The organism is Pseudomonas asturiensis (assembly GCF_900143095.1).
Classification (GTDB): Bacteria; Pseudomonadota; Gammaproteobacteria; order Pseudomonadales; family Pseudomonadaceae; genus Aquipseudomonas; species Aquipseudomonas asturiensis.
Genome location: NZ_FRDA01000009.1, coordinates 40,031 through 56,857, shown reverse-complemented (window position 1 = coordinate 56,857; position 16,827 = coordinate 40,031). Strand labels below are relative to the sequence as shown.

Sequence of the window (16,827 nt, the reverse complement as noted above, 5' to 3'; positions counted from 1 at the left end):
CCCGTTTCAAAGCAGAGACCCGATCATGTCCCGTTCCGAAACACTGTTCGCCAATGCCCAAAAACACATTCCCGGTGGCGTGAATTCGCCGGTTCGCGCTTTCAAGAGCGTGGGCGGTACGCCGCTATTCTTCAAGCACGCTGCTGGCGCTTACGTGACTGATGAAGACGACAAACGTTACGTTGACTATGTCGGCTCCTGGGGCCCGATGATTCTCGGCCACAGCCATCCGGAAGTGCTTGATGCCGTGCGCAACCAGTTGGAGCACGGTCTGTCCTACGGCGCACCGACGGCGATGGAAACCGAGATGGCCGATCTGGTCTGCTCGCTGGTCCCGTCCATGGAAATGGTGCGCATGGTCAGTTCCGGTACCGAAGCCACCATGAGCGCCATTCGCCTGGCCCGTGGCTACACCGGCCGCGACAGCATCATCAAGTTCGAAGGCTGCTACCACGGTCATTCCGACAGCCTGCTGGTCAAGGCCGGTTCCGGCGCGCTGACCCTGGGCGTGCCGAGTTCGCCTGGCGTACCGGCAGCGTTCGCCAAACACACCTTGACTGTGCCGTTCAACGACCTGGAAGCGGTGCGTGAAATGCTTGCGCAAGTCGGCCAGGAAGTGGCGTGCATCATCGTCGAGCCGGTGGCCGGCAACATGAACTGCGTTCCGCCAGCGCCGGGTTACCTGCAAGGCCTGCGCGACCTGTGTGACGAACATGGCGTGGTGCTGATTTTCGACGAAGTCATGACCGGTTTCCGCGTGGCCCTCGGCGGCGCTCAGGCTTACTACGGTGTAACGCCGGACCTGAGCACCTTCGGCAAGATCATCGGCGGCGGCATGCCGGTCGGCTGCTTCGGTGGCAAGCGCGAAATCATGTCGCACATCGCCCCGCTTGGCCCGGTCTACCAGGCAGGCACGTTGTCAGGAAACCCGCTGGCGATGGCCGCAGGCCTAACCACCTTGCGCCTGATCAGCCGACCGGGCTTCCACGATGAACTGAGCGACTACACCCGTCGCCTGCTCGAAGGTCTGCAACAACGTGCCGATGCCGCAGGCATTGCATTCGTGACGACCCAGGCGGGCGGCATGTTCGGTCTGTACTTCAGCGACGCCAAGGAAATCGTCACGTTCCAGGACGTGATGACCAGCGACGCCGACCGTTTCAAGCGGTTCTTCCATTTGATGCTCGAAGGCGGCGTGTACCTGGCGCCCAGTGCGTTCGAGGCTGGCTTCACCTCCATCGCTCATGGCGACGCCGAGTTGCAACTGACGCTGGACGCTGCCGAGAAAGCCTTCGCGGCACTCAAATAAGTCGAGAATGTCGACGCGTACAGGTAACGTCTGGCCTGCACGCGTCAACTTCTTGAAATAAACGGAACGTTGTTGCTCCAATTAGCTTCTACACTGCAATGCCATTGACATGATCAATTGATGTGAACATGGGAAGCGATTGTCTTGCTCAAGGGTCTTTACCTTGTGAACGGACTTTTTTACAGGCCGTGCAGCAGAAAATCCGTAAAGACTTTGTAAGGTTGGCTCTGCTTATTTCATAATGCGCAGCCAGCACGTTTAGCTGGTCGGGTACGCCCGCACCTTTTTCAGAGGTAAGTCGATTTCCATGAACCGCACCGGCCGCACCCTTGCATTGGGCTGCCTGTTGCTTGTCTATCCCCTGCTGGCTAATGCCGGCAGCAACTCGTTGTTGATCCCGGCGGTGGGTCGCTGCACCCTCAATACGCAGCCGGAGAACCTGCCCGCTGCGCTGTCAGCCTGTGAGCAGGCCGCTCAGTCCGGGGATGCGCAGGCACAATACGAGTTGGGTGAGTTCTATTACGAAGGCAAGAGTGCACCCCGCGATCTGCCCAAAGCCCTCGGTTATTTCGAGCAGGCTTCGTTGCAGGGTCATGCGCAGGCGCAATATCAGCTGGGTTTGATGTTCAGTCGCGGCGAAGGCGTACAGGCCAATAACATTCAGGCGTATATCGTGCTGAAGATGGCAGCGGTCAATGGTTCGGAAGAAGCACTGGACGCAGCGGATGAAGTGTCGGCCAAAATGAAACGCGACGAACTGGAAGTCGCCACTCAGGTGCTCGGCCAGATATTCCGCAAATACCTCATGGAACTGCAGACGGCCGAAGGTCGCAGTCCCTTCTCTCCATTGCCCTGATCGGGTGTTCGCAGGGCAATAGTTTCAACTTCCTTTCTGCTATTTTTCCGGCATCGGCATGGGAAACGGCATCACGTTGCTCACGCCCCGCGCTTCACTGATTTTCGGCGTGCCCATGCGCTCGACTTCATCGATGCGCACGATCGAATGCATGGGCACAAAACTGCGCACTACACCTTCGAACTGGGCCTTGAGCTTTTCTTCGCTCGGGTCCACCACGACGGTCGTACGCTCGCCGAAGACGAATTCTTCCACTTCCAGAAACCCCCACAGATCGCTTTGATAGATCTGCTTGGCGTACATCTCGAACACCTGGCCCTGGTTGAGGAAAATCACCTTGTAGATTGGAGCTTCGCGTTTGGTCATGGTTGGCGGGTAACGATTCGGGGATGAAAAAGGGGCACGCACTATAGCATGCCCGTCGGATCGCCCCTAGGAACCCAAGCACTTCGCCCCTATAATGCGCGGTTATTTGAACCAGCTGATGATCACGAATGGCCAAGAAGCTTTATATCGAAACCCACGGTTGCCAGATGAACGAGTACGACAGCTCGCGCATGGTCGACCTGCTGGGCGAACATCAGGCCCTGGAAGTCACCGCCCGCGCGGAAGACGCCGACGTGATCCTGCTCAACACCTGCTCGATTCGCGAACGCGCCCAGGACCGGGTTTATTCCCAATTGGGCCGCTGGCGCGAACTGAAACTGGCCAACCCGGAAATGGTGATCGCCGTCGGCGGCTGCGTGGCCAGTCAGGAAGGCGCCGCCATCCGCGACCGCGCGCCCTACGTGGACGTGGTCTTCGGCCCGCAGACCCTGCACCGTCTGCCGGAAATGATCGACGCCGCACGCATCACGCGCCTGCCGCAGGTCGACGTCTCGTTCCCGGAAATCGAAAAATTCGACCATTTGCCCGAGCCTCGTGTCGATGGCCCGAGCGCTTATGTGTCGGTGATGGAAGGCTGCAGCAAGTACTGCACCTTCTGCGTCGTGCCCTACACCCGTGGCGAAGAGGTCAGCCGGCCGTTCGATGACGTGCTGACCGAAGTCATTCACCTGGCGGAACATGGCGTGCGTGAAATCACGTTGCTGGGCCAGAACGTCAACGGTTATCGCGGCACCCTGCACGACGGGCGCGTCGCGGATCTGGCGGACCTGATACGCGTGGTGGCTGCGGTCGATGGCATCGACCGCATTCGCTACACCACTTCGCACCCGCTGGAGTTCTCCGACAGCCTCATCCAGGCTCACGCCGAAGTGCCGGAACTGGTCAAGCACCTGCACTTGCCGGTGCAGTCGGGCTCGGACCGGATTCTGGCGGCCATGAAGCGCAACCACACCACGCTGGAATACAAGTCCAAGCTGCGCAAGCTCAAGGCCGCTGTACCGGGCATCTGCATCAGCTCTGACTTCATCGTCGGCTTCCCGGGTGAAACCGAGAAAGACTTCGACAACACCATGAAGCTGATCGAAGACGTGGGCTTCGACTTCTCGTACTCGTTCGTTTACAGCCCGCGCCCCGGCACCCCGGCGGCCGACCTGAAAGACGAGACGCCAGAAGCCCTGAAAAAGGAGCGTCTGGCTGCGCTGCAGCATCGCCTCAATCAGCAGGGCTTCGAGATCAGCCGACAGATGGTCGGCAGCACGCAGCGTATTCTGGTGACCGATTACTCCAAAAAAGACCCTGGCGAGCTGCAGGGCCGTACCGAGAACAACCGGATCGTCAATTTCCGCTGCGACAACCCCAAGCTGATCGGTCAGTTCGCCAATGTGCATATCGATGATGCACAGCCCCATTCCCTGCGCGGATCTCTGCTTCAATAACCTTTGCGCCCCGACATGGAAACGAATGGCCGAATGAATTCGTTTCCGTGCGGTCCCTACCATTGAGCACGGTGAATCCTCTACGCAGAAGCAAGGCTTTCGCCTGACCACCGCTAGGGGTATTCTTCAATACATCTCAATTGCCGCCGGACGGCCATTAAAAGACCTTGAACGCACCCATAGAACCTCATCGCTTTACCCTCGAACCCTTCGAGGCCCATCGTTTCGCCAACCTGTGCGGGCAACTCGACGAGCATCTGCGCTTGATCGAACAACGCCTGGAGATCGAGATCCGCAATCGCGGCAATCAATTCGAGCTTATTGGCGACGCCAAACAAACCACCTCGGCCGAACATCTGTTGCGCCGTCTGTACCGGGAAACCAAGGGTACCGACCTGACGCCGGACATGGTTCACCTGTTCCTGCAGGAATCAGGCGTTGACGGGCTGGACAACCACCCTGCCGCCGAAGTCGGCGTTGCGCTGCGCACCAAGAAGGGCATGATTCGCCCGCGCGGCATCAATCAGCAGCGTTACGTCAAAGAAATCCTCGGCAACGACATCAACTTCGGCATCGGCCCTGCGGGTACCGGCAAGACGTACCTGGCGGTCGCTTGCGCGGTGGATGCTCTGGAGCGCGAGCAGATTCGTCGCATCCTGCTGGTGCGCCCGGCGGTCGAAGCCGGTGAAAAACTTGGCTTCCTGCCCGGCGACCTGGCGCAGAAGATCGACCCATACCTGCGACCGCTCTACGACGCGCTTTACGAGATGCTCGGCTTCGAGGTTGTGGCCAAACTGATCGAGAAGCAGGTCATCGAGGTGGCACCGCTGGCGTACATGCGCGGACGCACCCTTAATAACAGCTTCATCATTCTCGACGAAAGTCAGAACACCACCGTCGAGCAGATGAAGATGTTCCTGACCCGTATTGGCTTTGGCTCCACTGCCGTGATCACTGGCGACATCACTCAGGTTGACTTGCCCAAGGGCACCAAGTCCGGCCTGACGCATGTCATCGACGTGCTCAAGGACGTGCCAGGCATCAGCTTCACGCACTTCAAGCCCAAGGACGTGGTTCGTCACCCATTGGTGCAGCGCATCGTGGAAGCCTATGAGCGCTACGATGATCGTTTGAGCGATGGCTCGTCGAACAGCAACAGTTACTCACGGGACAAGAACCGCGATGCTTGAGCTGGACCTGCAAGTCGCCAGTCAGACCCCTGCGCCAACCGAAGCCCAATTCCGCCTCTGGTGTGAAATGGGCTTGCGCCCGCGCAGTGCCGACTCCGAGCTGACCATCAGACTGGTCGACGAAGTCGAAGGACGTGAACTCAATCACACCTGGCGGCACAAGGACTACGCCACCAACGTGTTGTCCTTTCCAGCGGATGTGCCAGACGACATGCTGGACATCCCGCTGCTGGGCGATCTGGTCATCTGCGTACCGGTGGTGAACCGCGAAGCGGCTGAACAAGGCAAGACCGTTGACGCCCACTGGGCGCACATGGTGATACATGGCTGCCTTCATCTGCTCGGCTTTGACCACATCGACGATGAAGAAGCCGAAGAGATGGAAGCGCTGGAACGAACGTTGCTTGAGGAGTTGGGCTACCCCGACCCTTATGCCGACGACGACACCGAACCTCAACATTCAGATACACCAAGCAAGGACCACGAGTAAGGGCTATGAGCGAAGACCGATCGAGCAACGGACAAAAGTCATGGCTGGGTAAACTGACCCAGGCTTTTGTCCATGAGCCGAAAAACCGCCAGGAGCTGCTTGAGCTGCTGCGCGAAGCCCATCAGAACAAACTGCTGGACAGCGAAGCGCTGGCCATCGTCGAAGGTGCCATCCAGGTTGCCGACCTGCAAGTACGCGACATCATGGTGCCGCGCTCGCAGATGATCAGCATCAAGGCCACCCAGACACCCCGCGAATTCCTCCCCGCTGTCATCGACGCTGCGCACTCGCGCTATCCGGTGATCGGCGAGAGCCACGACGACGTGCTCGGCGTGCTGCTGGCCAAGGACCTGCTGCCGCTGATCCTTAAGCCTGACGGCGACAGCGACGACGTCAAGAAGCTGCTGCGCCCGGCGACCTTCGTGCCCGAGTCCAAGCGCCTGAACGTGCTGCTGCGCGAGTTCCGCGCCAACCACAACCACATGGCCATCGTCATCGACGAGTACGGCGGCGTGGCCGGTCTGGTGACGATCGAAGACGTGCTGGAGCAGATCGTCGGCGACATTGAGGACGAGCATGACGTCGAGGAAGACAGCTTCATCAAGCCGCTGCCCAGCGGCGACTTTCTGGTCAAGGCCCTGACGCCCGTCGAAAGCTTCAACGAGTTCTTCGACAGCACGTTCTCCGACGACGAGTTCGACACCATCGGCGGCCTCGTGATGAATGCTTTCGGCCATCTGCCCAAGCGCAACGAGATCACCGAAATCGGTGCCTATCGTTTCCGCATCCTGAGCGCAGATAGCCGCCGCATCCACTTGCTGCGCCTGAGCCCGATCTCACGCCCGTAACCACCCTGCTGCCGCTTTAAGGAATCTACATGCGCTGGATAACGCGTCCCGGCTGGCCCGGCAACCTGCTGGCCGTCGTCGCTGGAGGGATCACGACGCTGGCATTGGCGCCGTTCGATATCTGGCCGCTGATTCTGATAGCGGTCGCGGTCTTTTATCTGGGGTTGCGCGAGTTGAGCCCGCGCCAGGCCTTCGGGCGTGGCTGGTGCTACGGCTTCGGCCTGTTCGGCGCTGGCACCAGCTGGATCTATGTGAGCATCCACACCTACGGCGGCGCGTCGGCGCTGCTGGCGGGACTGTTGATGCTGGCCTTCATCGCCGCCATCGCGCTGTTCTTCGCCCTCCCCGCCTGGGTGTGGGCGCGCTGGCTGAGGCGCAATGAAGCGCCGTTGGCTGACGCCCTCGCTTTTGCGGCACTGTGGCTGGGCCAGGAAGCGTTTCGCGGCTGGTTTCTCACCGGTTTCCCGTGGCTGTACTCCGGCTACAGTCAGCTTGACGGACCACTGGCGGGCCTGGCGCCGGTCGGCGGCGTCTGGCTGATCTCCTTCGCGCTGGGGCTGACCGCCGCATTGTTGTGCAACCTGCACCGCTTGCGGGCGCGCAAGTCATTTCTGGCAGCCGGCGTGCTGCTGTTGCTTGCGCCCTGGATCGCCGGGCTGGCATTGAAGGGTTATGCCTGGACATCGCCGTCCGGCAAGCCGCTGAAAGTGGTCGCCATGCAAGGCAACATCGAACAGAGCATGAAGTGGGACCCGCAGAAGCTGAACGACCAGTTGGCGCTGTATCGCGACATGACCTTCAGATCGCAGCAGGCCGACCTGATCGTCTGGCCGGAAACCGCCGTGCCGGTCCTCAAGGAAAGCGCAGAAGGCTACCTGTCGATGATGGGCAAGTTCGCGGCCGACCGGGGTGCCGCACTGATCACGGGCGTGCCGGTGCGTGAATTGACCGGACGCGGCGAGTACCGTTACTACAACGGCATCACCGTAACCGGCCAGGGCGACGGCACCTATTACAAACAGAAGCTCGTTCCGTTCGGCGAATACGTGCCGCTGCAGGACGTGCTGCGCGGACTGATCGCGTTCTTCGACCTGCCGATGTCTGACTTCGCCCGCGGCCCGGATGATCAGGCGCTGCTGCAAGCCAAGGGTTATCACATCGCGCCGTTCATCTGCTACGAAGTGGTCTATCCCGAGTTCGCCGCAGGCCTGTCAGCCAAGAGCGACCTGCTGCTTACGGTCAGCAACGACACCTGGTTCGGCACCTCGATCGGTCCTTTGCAGCATTTGCAAATGGCCCAGATGCGCGCTCTGGAAGCCGGGCGCTGGATGATTCGCGCCACCAACAATGGCGTTACCGGACTCATCGACCCGTTCGGCAAGATCACGATGCAAATCCCGCAGTTCGAGCGTGGCGTGCTGTACGGCGATGTGGTGCCGATGCAGGGACTGACGCCTTATCTGCACTGGCGCTCCTGGCCCCTGGGGATTGTCTGCCTGCTACTGTTCGGCTGGGCGTTGCTGGCGGCGCGTATTGCCAAGACCGTCTGATCAGACGCCAAGTGACGGCCATTCCAGGTCGTTGCCCAGGCTCTGTACGTAAAGTGGCTGCGCTCGCTGACTTTTCGCACAGAGCCTAAGGGTAGATCCACGGATAAATCAGCAAGCCCATCGCCTCGTTGAGCAGCACACCGCTCTGCGTAAAAACACGACTTTCCGGCAGCCAGCCACCAAACGGCCGGGCGTTATCCACACCCAGAAATCCCACGGGTGCTGGCACCACCGTAAAACCGGCCTTCTCGAAGCTCCAGCGCGCTCTTGGCATGTGCCAGGCCTGCGTCACGAGCACGATGCGCCTGATGCCCTGCGGCTGCAGAAGACCTGCGCTCAGCGTGGCGTTTTCCCAGGTGGTTCGGCTCAGGCCTTCCTGCCAACGCACCGCAACGCCAAAATCATCCTGCAGCGATTGGGCCATGATGGCGGCTTCACTGGGCGGCTCGTCATAGTGCAGGCCGCCAGTGGTCAGCACCGGCAGCCCGGATGCGCTGGACAGGCGCGCCGTCAGTCGAAGCCGCTCCAGCCCGATGCCCGTCGGCACGTCGCCACCCCAGGTCGGCGAGTTGCGCTCGCGCCCGCTGCCCAGCACCACAATCGCATCGGCCTGCTGCGAAAGGTCCGCCCATTGAGCCTGGGGCAAAGGCGCGACCTGCTCCATTTTTCCCGCCGCCCACTGCACCACCACTGGCAGGCTCATCAGCCACAGCCCGCCCAGGCCTGTCAGAAAACAGAGAGCGGCCAGACGCGGGCGCGAACGGCGCAGCCACCAGGCCGCAATCAGCAACAGAAAAAGAATACCGGGCGGTAGCAGAAGGGTTTTGAGCAGGTAACGCAAAGGCATCGGACATCTCCAGAGATGCCCGAAGCCTAGAATGTTTGAAGCTAAGCAACAATGCTTATAAAGCAGGCCCGAAGCCTGCCGGGATAACGCCTGAAGGTCGTATCAGTTATTGCGGCCTGACCTGATCGAGGACCGGGCGCGCCGTCTGTCTTTCAGCCAGATGATAGTGGCTGATTGTTTAGGCGCCCTGGCCGGACTGGTCGGCTCCGGTAGTGCGGTGAAACTGCCCTTTGACTTGCCCTTAACAGCCCCGTTTGCCGCCATCACACCTTTTTCAAGGTAGGCCTCGATCAATTCGAACTCCGCACTGCTCAACCCTTTGAGCTCAAGTACGGCAGGCGACTCGTTTCGGAGCCGAACCGCAGTACTTGCCGTTTCAAGTGCAAGCCCAAGACGATCAATCAAACGTTCATACAGCTCAGAAGTGCTTACTGTGTGCTGCAACTCTGTCATCCGTTCACCTCATCGAAGATAGAACATACCCTCGACCCTCAGCTTAGCGCTGCTGCCGGAACCGGCAGAAAACGGCGACCAACGGCCAGAGAGAGCCCTCGGGCGGGCTTTGAGAGGCCTCCAAAGCAATCAGGGTTTCCCTCGATAGACGGCGCTCATGTATGCTACGACGCTTCCTGTCATTCCACTTCCGCGCTCTTGAGCCCGTACGCACCGCACAGACAGTTGCAATTGTCCGGCAAGCGATGCAGACCTGACTCGGCGAAGCAATGAAGAGGTCAAGGGTCACTAATCTTTAGTCAAAAGTAGCCATGCACGAACTCTATCAGCCCCGCGAAATCGAAGCCGCCGCCCAGACCTTCTGGGAAGAGCAAAAGTCTTTTGAAGTCAGTGAACAGCCAGGCAAGGAAACCTACTACTGCCTGTCGATGTTCCCTTACCCCAGCGGCAAGCTGCACATGGGCCATGTGCGCAACTACACCATCGGTGACGTGATCTCCCGTTACCAGCGCATGCTGGGCAAGAATGTCCTGCAGCCACTGGGCTGGGACGCTTTCGGCATGCCCGCTGAAAACGCCGCCATCGACAACAATGTCGCGCCGGCCAAGTGGACCTACGAAAACATCGACTACATGAAGACCCAGCTCAAGAGCCTGGGTCTGGCCATCGACTGGTCGCGTGAAATCACCACCTGCAAGCCTGACTACTATCGTTGGGAACAATGGCTGTTCACTCGCCTGTTCGAAAAAGGCGTGATCTACCGCAAGAACGGCACCGTGAACTGGGACCCGGTCGACCAGACCGTCCTGGCCAACGAGCAGGTCATTGACGGCCGTGGCTGGCGTTCGGGCGCGCTGATCGAGAAGCGCGAAATCCCGATGTACTACTTCAAGATCACTGCCTACGCGGATGAGCTGCTGGAGAGCCTTGACGAGCTGCCGGGCTGGCCTGAACAGGTCAAGACCATGCAGCGCAACTGGATCGGCAAATCCCGTGGCATGGAAGTGCAGTTCCCGTACGACCAGACCAGCATCGGCGAAGCCGGCGCGCTGAAAGTCTTCACCACCCGCCCCGACACACTCATGGGCGCGACCTACGTGGCTGTGGCGGCCGAGCATCCGCTGGCGACCCTGGCGGCGAAGGACGATGCGCAGTTGCAAGCGTTCATCGATGAGTGCAAGGGCGGCAGCGTTGCTGAAGCCGATGTCGCGACTCAGGAAAAGAAAGGCCTGCCGACTTCGCTGTTCGTCGAGCACCCGCTGACCGGCGAGAAGCTGCCGGTCTGGGTCGCCAACTACGTATTGATGCACTACGGTGACGGCGCGGTCATGGCCGTACCGGCGCACGACGAACGCGATTTCGAATTCGCCACCAAGTACCACCTGCCGATCAAGGCCGTGGTGCGCACCAGCGCCGGTGACGAAACGCCTGCACCTTGGCAGGAAGCCTATGGTGAGCACGGCACGCTGATCAATTCGGGCGAGTTCGACGGCCTGGACTTCACCGCCGCTTTCGACGCCATGGAAGCCGCACTGGTCAAGAAAAGCCTGGGGCAGTCCCGTACCCAGTTCCGCCTGCGCGACTGGGGCATCAGCCGTCAACGCTATTGGGGCTGCCCGATTCCGATCGTGCATTGCGACACCTGCGGTGACGTTCCGGTGCCTGAAGATCAACTGCCTGTCGTGTTGCCGGAAGACGTCGTGCCCGACGGCGCTGGCTCGCCGCTGGCGCGCATGCCCGAGTTCTACGAGTGCAAGTGCCCGAAATGCGGCGCACCGGCCAAGCGTGAAACCGACACGATGGACACCTTTGTCGAGTCGTCCTGGTATTACGCCCGCTATGCCTCGCCTCATTACGAGGGTGGCCTGGTCGAGCCGAACGCGGCCAACCACTGGCTGCCGGTGGACCAGTACATTGGCGGTATCGAGCACGCGATCCTGCACCTGCTTTACGCGCGCTTCTTCCACAAGCTGATGCGCGACGAAGGCCTGGTCACGTCCAACGAACCGTTCAAGAACCTGCTGACCCAAGGCATGGTCAACGCTGAAACCTATTTCCGCATGGAAGCCAGTGGCAAGAAGACCTGGATCAACCCTGCTGACGTCACGCTTGAGCGTGACGCCAAGGCCAAGGTCATCAGCGCCAGGCTGACCAGCGACGGTCTGCCGGTCGAAATCGGCGGCACCGAGAAGATGTCGAAGTCGAAGAAAAACGGCATCGACCCACAGACCATGATCGACCAGTACGGCGCAGACACCTGCCGTCTGTTCATGATGTTCGCTTCCCCGCCTGACATGAGCCTGGAATGGTCCGACTCCGGCGTCGAGGGCTCGCATCGCTTCCTGCGTCGCGTATGGCGTCTGGCACAGACTCATGTCGGCCAGGGCGTGGCGGGCAAGCCGGATCTGGCGGCACTCACCGATGAGCAGAAAGCCATCCGCCGTTCGATCCATCAGGCGATTAAGCAGGCGAGCCAGGATATTGGCCAGAACCAGAAATTCAACACGGCCATCGCACAAGTGATGACGCTGATGAACGCGCTGGAAAAAGCTGCGCAGACAACTGCCCAGGATCGTGCGCTGCTTCAGGAAGGACTGGAAACCGTCGCCCTGCTGCTCGCACCGATCACACCGCACATCAGCCATGAGCTGTGGAAGCAACTGGGCCACGATGTTCCGGTCATCGACGCAGGTTGGCCAGTGCTGGATGACAGCGCACTGGTGCAGGACAGCCTGCAGCTGGTGATTCAGGTCAACGGCAAGCTGCGCGGGCATATCGAAATGCCAGCCAGCGCGAGCCGCGAAGAGGTCGAAGCGGCGGCCCGGGTCAACGAAAACGTATTGCGCTTCACCGATGGCCTGACGATTCGCAAAGTGATCGTCGTACCAGGCAAGCTGGTCAATATCGTCGCAAGCTGACTGGATCAGGCGCCCGCTCTGTAACGGGCGCTGGACATACTGCCAAGGGCCGCAAAGTCGGCCCACACGGATTCAAGGGGAGCAACAAGATGATCAAACGCAATTTGCTGGTGATGGGCCTGGCCGTTCTCTTGAGTGCCTGTGGCTTCCAGCTGCGTGGCACCGGCACCACCGAACTGGCCATCAAGGAACTGGATGTCAGCGCTCGTAACGCCTATGGCGAAACCGTCACCCAGCTCGACCGCCTGTTGAAAAGCTCGGGCGTCAAGGTCTACACCGGTGCGCCTTACAAGCTGGTGCTGGTCAATGAAGCAGAAACCCAACGCACCGCGAGCTTCTCGGGCTCGGGCCGCGCTGCCGAATACCAGCTCACCACCACGCTGAACTATGAAATGCGCGGTGAGAAAGACCGTTTCCTGCTGGGCGACAAGGTCAGCGTCGACCGCGCCTACGTACACGATGGCAACAACCTGACAGGCTCCGATCAGGAAGCGGCTCAGGTTCGTCAGGAAATGCGCAACGAGCTGGTCCAGAAAATGCTCTCGCGTCTGCAACAGCTGACGCCGGGTCGCCTGGATGAGCTGCAGGCCAAGGCTGACGCACAAGCCAAGGCTGAAGCCGATGCACTGGAAGCGGCCCAACGCGTTCGTGACGAAACGCCTCAGCAGTCGCCTGTCGAAATTCCGAGCCGCTAAGTGTTTGGGGCCAGCGCGCCTGGCCCCGGCATTCTCTGAACGATGAAACTCGCTCCCGCCCAACTCGGTAAACACCTGCAAGGTGCGCTCGCGCCTGTGTATGTGATCAGTGGCGACGACCCCCTGCTTTGCCAGGAGGCCGCCGACGCCATTCGCGCCGCTGCTCGCCAGCAAGGCTTCGACGAACGTCAGGTGTTCAGCGCCGATGCCAGCTTTGACTGGGGCACGCTGCTGCAGGCCGGCGCCAGCATGTCGCTGTTCGCCGAGCGCCGCCTTCTGGAGCTGCGTCTACCCTCCGGCAAGCCTGGCGACAAGGGCGCTGCTGCGCTGATGGAATATTGCGCCCGCCCCGCCGAAGACACGCTGCTGCTGATCAGCCTGCCCAAGCTTGACGGCAGCGCGCAGAAAACCAAGTGGGGCAAGGCGCTGGTCGAAGGCGCGCAGACTCAATTTGTGCAGATCTGGCCGGTGGACATCGGTCAGTTGCCGCAATGGATTCGTCAGCGTCTTTCTCAGGCAGGCCTGGCCGCAACCCAGGATGCAGTCGAACTGATCGCCGCTCGCGTCGAAGGCAACCTGCTGGCCGCCGCGCAGGAAATCGAAAAGCTCAAGCTGATGGCCGAAGACGGGCAGATCACCGTCGAAACCGTGCAGGCCGCCGTGGCCGATAGCGCACGTTTTGATGTGTTCGGCCTGACCGACGCCGTGCTCAACGGCGAAGCGGCACATGCCCTGCGCATGCTGGAAGGACTGCGCGGCGAAGGGGTCGAAACCCCTGTCATTCTCTGGGCGCTGACCCGTGAGCTACGTGCGCTGGCCAACATGTCGCTGCAATTCAGTCAGGGCGTGCCTCTGGACAAAATCTTCAGCTCGGCACGCCCACCTGTCTGGGACAAACGCAAACCGTTGATGAGCAAGGCCCTGCAACGCCTCTCGGCGAAACGCTGGAGCCAGTTGCTCATGGACGCACAACGCATCGATGCGCAGATCAAGGGTCAGGCGGCAGGTTCGCCGTGGAGCAGCCTGAGTCGGCTGGCGCTGTTGATGGCTGGACAACGGCTGCCATTACCAGCGGAGTAAGCCTGATTTGGAAGGATTGCTGGAATTAGCCTTGCAAGCGATCTGCTATCCCATCGGCTGGCCAATCGTGAAACTTCTGACCTGGGGCAAGTATCCCTTGCCCGGCTCGTGGTTCTCGGAAACGGCCCCAGCACAATGGACCGTCGGAGCGGGGCTCGCGGTCCTGGTGATCCTGATGATGGTCCTGTTTGGTCAGTTTGCCGTTTAAGACATTCAGCTCATACCCCACGCTATAGCGCACGACTATTGGACAGCGGCCTCGCGCTGCCCGATCATTCAAGCCGCAACCCGATACCCCGCCAAGGAGCACCCCGCCATGAGCAAGCCAAAACGGCCGAACAAGGCCAAATCCATCATCGCCCAGCCTTTGTTCCGCAGCCGACAGGAACGCCCCTCCAAAGGCAAAGGCAGCTACCGCCGCGAAGCCTTCCAGTCTAAAAGCTGGGAGGCTTCTTGCATTATGGCCGCCTGAACAGGGCAGCATTTGCGGGGCGCTTTCAACGGCTTGGCCGTGTTATGGTCTGCATCTAACGGTAATACCCTTGGACTCAAGCATGCCTTCTTGTTTTACCTATCGCCCGCAGTTGCGCCAACTCATCGCCGCCTCCAGCCTTATTGCCTTGGTAGCTTGCGCAGAAAAACCCACTGCAGCCGATGCTACTCCTCTGCAAGCCAGCAAAGCCCAGACCGCCCCTCCGGCCGTAGCGCCGACGCCCGCGCTGGTCGTGGATGATTCGCTGACCATTCAGCCCGCCGTGAGCTTTGCAGAATGGCAAGCCGGCTTTCGCGCCCAGGCCCTCAAGGCCGGGATTCGTGCTGATGTCTTCGACCAGGCGTTTGCCGGCGTGACCCCAGACATGAGCGTGGTCAAGGCTGACCGCAGCCAGCCTGAGTTCAGCCGCCCGGTGTGGGAATACCTGGATGGCGCAATTTCTGCCGCTCGCGTGCGCAAGGGCCAGGCCCTGCTTTCGCAATACGCTGATGACCTGCAGAAAATCGAACAGCAATACGGCGTCGACCGTCAGGCGCTGGTCGCGGTGTGGGGCATGGAAAGTAACTTCGGCCAGTTCCAGGGTTCGCAGTCGGTCATCCGCTCGCTGGCGACGCTGGCCTACGAAGGTCGCCGACCTGGCTTTGCGCAAAGCCAGCTGCTCGCCGCACTGGAAATCCTGCAGCACGGTGATATCACACCAGACAAGATGCTGGGCTCCTGGGCGGGTGCCATGGGTCAGACGCAGTTCATTCCCACCACCTACAACACCCATGCCGTCGATTTCGATGGCGACGGCCGCCGCGACATCTGGAATACCCCTGCCGACGCCCTGGCGTCCACAGCTCACTACCTGCAAAGCTCCGGCTGGCAGCGCGGTCAGCCCTGGGGCTTTGAAGTAGTCCTGAGTTCGGGCTTCGACTACGCACTGGCTGACTCGACCACTCGCAAGAGCCTGGCCGAGTGGCAGCAACTGGGCCTGAAACAGCCGGACGGCTCGGCGATCCCGGTCGCCGCCAGCCAACAGCAGGCGGCGCTGTTGTTGCCTGCCGGTTATCGTGGCCCGGCGTTTCTGGTGCTGGATAACTTCCGCGCGATCCTCAAGTACAACAACTCGACGTCCTACGCGCTGGCAATCAGCCTGTTGTCCGACCGCTTCAAGGGCGCGGGTTATGTCGTGGGCAGTTGGCCACGTGGAGACCTGCCGCTAAGCCGTTCTGAGCGCATCGAACTGCAAACTCTGCTCTCGGCCCGCCAGTACGACGCAGGCGCGCCAGACGGGATTATCGGCGCCAATACGCGCAAAGCCATCCGTAGCGCACAGCAGTCATTCGGCTGGCCTGCCGACGGTTATCCGACGCATGAGTTGCTGAACAACCTGCGCAAGCCTTGAGAAGGCGACAGCGTGAGCACGGTCGCCGCCTGCTCTGCGCGCGCAGCGTTATACACAGATCTGCCTGAGCCGGGCGCGCGTCCATTCAGGCGCTCAGGATTGCAGGCACAATGTAAGCGTCCGGCCAAGTCACCTACCGAACTCCAGCATTAAGGGCGATGGTGTCCGCGTATTTTTAAGCGGACGCGATCGCCCTTATCGCAAGGATTTCCATGCGCCAACGAAGCTCTTACCCGAAACCATTCAAAGCCCAGGTCGTCCAGGAATGCCTGCAACCCGGAGCGACAATTTCCAGCGTAGCCATCCATCACGGCATCAATGCTAACGTGATCCGCAAGTGGCTACCGGCTTACCGGGATCAATCGCCTGCAACCTTGCCGGCTTTCGTTCCGGTAAAAACGGTACCAAGGCGAGCATCAGAAGAGATGGTGATGATCTCGCTGCCTCTGGGTGATAAATCCATCACCGTAAAATGGCCATCCTCGGATCCGGACGGCTGCGCCTGTTTCATTCGTGGCCTGGCCCAATGATTCGCGTCGATGCAATTTGGCTCGCCACCGAGCCTATGGACATGCGCGCCGGCACTGAGACTGCGTTGGCCAGAGTGGTCGCGGTGTTCGGTGCGGCGAAGCCGCACTGCGCTTACCTCTTTGCCAACCGTCGGGCCAATCGGATGAAAGTCCTAGTGCACGACGGCGTCGGTATCTGGCTGGCGGCACGGCGCTTGAACCAAGGTAAGTTTCATTGGCTAGGCCTCTATCGTGGAACGGAGGTCGAACTCGACCCCGAACAACTCCAGGCGCTGGTACTTGGATTACCCTGGCAACGAGTCGGTGCGGGCGGCGCAATTACATTGCTTTAAATGCTGCCTTTTAACTGAAGCAG

General features: G+C 60.4%; 18 protein-coding genes. 15 read left to right on the top strand and 3 right to left on the bottom strand.

Going from position 1 to position 16,827, the window contains the following annotated elements:
• The first annotated feature begins 25 nt into the window (after positions 1-25).
• Positions 26-1,309 carry a glutamate-1-semialdehyde 2,1-aminomutase gene (gene hemL / locus BUB69_RS16700; protein WP_073168700.1) on the top strand — a complete coding sequence of 428 codons (1,284 nt, stop codon included), beginning with the start codon at positions 26-28 and terminating at the stop codon, positions 1,307-1,309.
• 307 nt (positions 1,310-1,616) lie between these two features.
• The gene (locus BUB69_RS16695; protein WP_073168698.1) at positions 1,617-2,165 is read left to right on the top strand and encodes a tetratricopeptide repeat protein; all 549 of its coding nucleotides are present in this window, start codon (positions 1,617-1,619) and stop codon (positions 2,163-2,165) included.
• Between the two features lie 39 nt (positions 2,166-2,204).
• Here BUB69_RS16695 and BUB69_RS16690 read toward each other — a convergent pair whose 3' ends face one another.
• Positions 2,205-2,531: a DUF1820 family protein gene (locus BUB69_RS16690; protein WP_024688009.1), complete on the bottom strand. Its 327-nt coding sequence runs from the start codon at positions 2,529-2,531 to the stop codon at positions 2,205-2,207.
• Positions 2,532-2,659: 128 nt separating this feature from the next.
• Here BUB69_RS16690 and miaB point away from each other — a divergent pair, with 128 nt between their 5' ends.
• The 5 genes from miaB (at position 2,660) to lnt (ending at position 8,066) form a co-directional block, all read left to right on the top strand.
• Positions 2,660-3,988: a tRNA (N6-isopentenyl adenosine(37)-C2)-methylthiotransferase MiaB gene (gene miaB / locus BUB69_RS16685; RefSeq protein WP_073168695.1), complete on the top strand. Its 1,329-nt coding sequence runs from the start codon at positions 2,660-2,662 to the stop codon at positions 3,986-3,988.
• A gap of 167 nt (positions 3,989-4,155) precedes the next feature.
• A complete protein-coding gene (locus BUB69_RS16680; RefSeq protein ID WP_073168693.1) occupies positions 4,156-5,178 on the top strand; it encodes a PhoH family protein in 1,023 nt (340 codons plus the stop codon).
• Positions 5,171-5,668 carry an rRNA maturation RNase YbeY gene (ybeY, locus tag BUB69_RS16675; RefSeq protein WP_073168691.1) on the top strand — a complete coding sequence of 166 codons (498 nt, stop codon included), beginning with the start codon at positions 5,171-5,173 and terminating at the stop codon, positions 5,666-5,668. The genes BUB69_RS16680 and ybeY overlap by 8 nt, the downstream gene beginning before the upstream one ends.
• Positions 5,669-5,673: 5 nt before the next feature.
• Positions 5,674-6,516, top strand: a complete 843-nt coding sequence (locus tag BUB69_RS16670) for a CorC family transporter (RefSeq protein WP_073168689.1) — start codon at positions 5,674-5,676, stop codon at positions 6,514-6,516.
• A 29-nt stretch (positions 6,517-6,545) separates the two neighbouring features.
• A complete protein-coding gene (gene lnt / locus BUB69_RS16665; RefSeq protein ID WP_073168686.1) occupies positions 6,546-8,066 on the top strand; it encodes an apolipoprotein N-acyltransferase in 1,521 nt (506 codons plus the stop codon).
• Positions 8,067-8,151: 85 nt separating this feature from the next.
• On the opposite strand, the gene BUB69_RS16660 is transcribed toward lnt, so the two are convergent.
• Both BUB69_RS16660 and BUB69_RS16655 read right to left on the bottom strand, forming a co-directional pair.
• Positions 8,152-8,913 carry a YdcF family protein gene (locus tag BUB69_RS16660; RefSeq protein WP_073168684.1) on the bottom strand — a complete coding sequence of 254 codons (762 nt, stop codon included), beginning with the start codon at positions 8,911-8,913 and terminating at the stop codon, positions 8,152-8,154.
• A 102-nt stretch (positions 8,914-9,015) separates the two neighbouring features.
• Positions 9,016-9,366, bottom strand: coding sequence for a hypothetical protein (locus tag BUB69_RS16655; RefSeq protein WP_073168681.1), 351 nt, complete (start codon positions 9,364-9,366; stop codon positions 9,016-9,018).
• Positions 9,367-9,677: 311 nt separating this feature from the next.
• Here BUB69_RS16655 and leuS point away from each other — a divergent pair, with 311 nt between their 5' ends.
• From leuS to tnpB, 8 genes are all read left to right on the top strand, one after another.
• A complete protein-coding gene (leuS, locus tag BUB69_RS16645) occupies positions 9,678-12,284 on the top strand; it encodes a leucine--tRNA ligase (RefSeq protein ID WP_073168677.1) in 2,607 nt (868 codons plus the stop codon).
• An 89-nt stretch (positions 12,285-12,373) separates the two neighbouring features.
• A complete protein-coding gene (locus BUB69_RS16640; protein WP_073168674.1) occupies positions 12,374-12,979 on the top strand; it encodes an LPS-assembly lipoprotein LptE in 606 nt (201 codons plus the stop codon).
• A gap of 42 nt (positions 12,980-13,021) precedes the next feature.
• Entirely contained in the window at positions 13,022-14,059 is a 1,038-nt protein-coding gene (holA, locus tag BUB69_RS16635; RefSeq protein ID WP_073168672.1) for a DNA polymerase III subunit delta, read from the top strand.
• 7 nt (positions 14,060-14,066) lie between these two features.
• A complete protein-coding gene (locus BUB69_RS16630; protein WP_073168670.1) occupies positions 14,067-14,267 on the top strand; it encodes a hypothetical protein in 201 nt (66 codons plus the stop codon).
• A 108-nt stretch (positions 14,268-14,375) separates the two neighbouring features.
• Positions 14,376-14,531 carry an alternative ribosome rescue factor ArfA gene (gene arfA / locus BUB69_RS16625; protein WP_024688021.1) on the top strand — a complete coding sequence of 52 codons (156 nt, stop codon included), beginning with the start codon at positions 14,376-14,378 and terminating at the stop codon, positions 14,529-14,531.
• 82 nt (positions 14,532-14,613) lie between these two features.
• Positions 14,614-15,942 (top strand): lytic murein transglycosylase, encoded by a 1,329-nt coding sequence (locus tag BUB69_RS16620; RefSeq protein ID WP_024688022.1) that lies wholly within the window; start codon positions 14,614-14,616, stop codon positions 15,940-15,942.
• A 212-nt stretch (positions 15,943-16,154) separates the two neighbouring features.
• Positions 16,155-16,472: an IS66-like element accessory protein TnpA gene (gene tnpA / locus BUB69_RS16615; RefSeq protein ID WP_073168668.1), complete on the top strand. Its 318-nt coding sequence runs from the start codon at positions 16,155-16,157 to the stop codon at positions 16,470-16,472.
• On the top strand, positions 16,469-16,804 hold the full coding sequence (gene tnpB, locus BUB69_RS29150; RefSeq protein WP_033951059.1) for an IS66 family insertion sequence element accessory protein TnpB: 336 nt from the start codon (positions 16,469-16,471) through the stop codon (positions 16,802-16,804). Before tnpA ends, tnpB begins: the two co-directional genes overlap by 4 nt.
• The last annotated feature ends 23 nt before the right edge of the window (positions 16,805-16,827 follow it).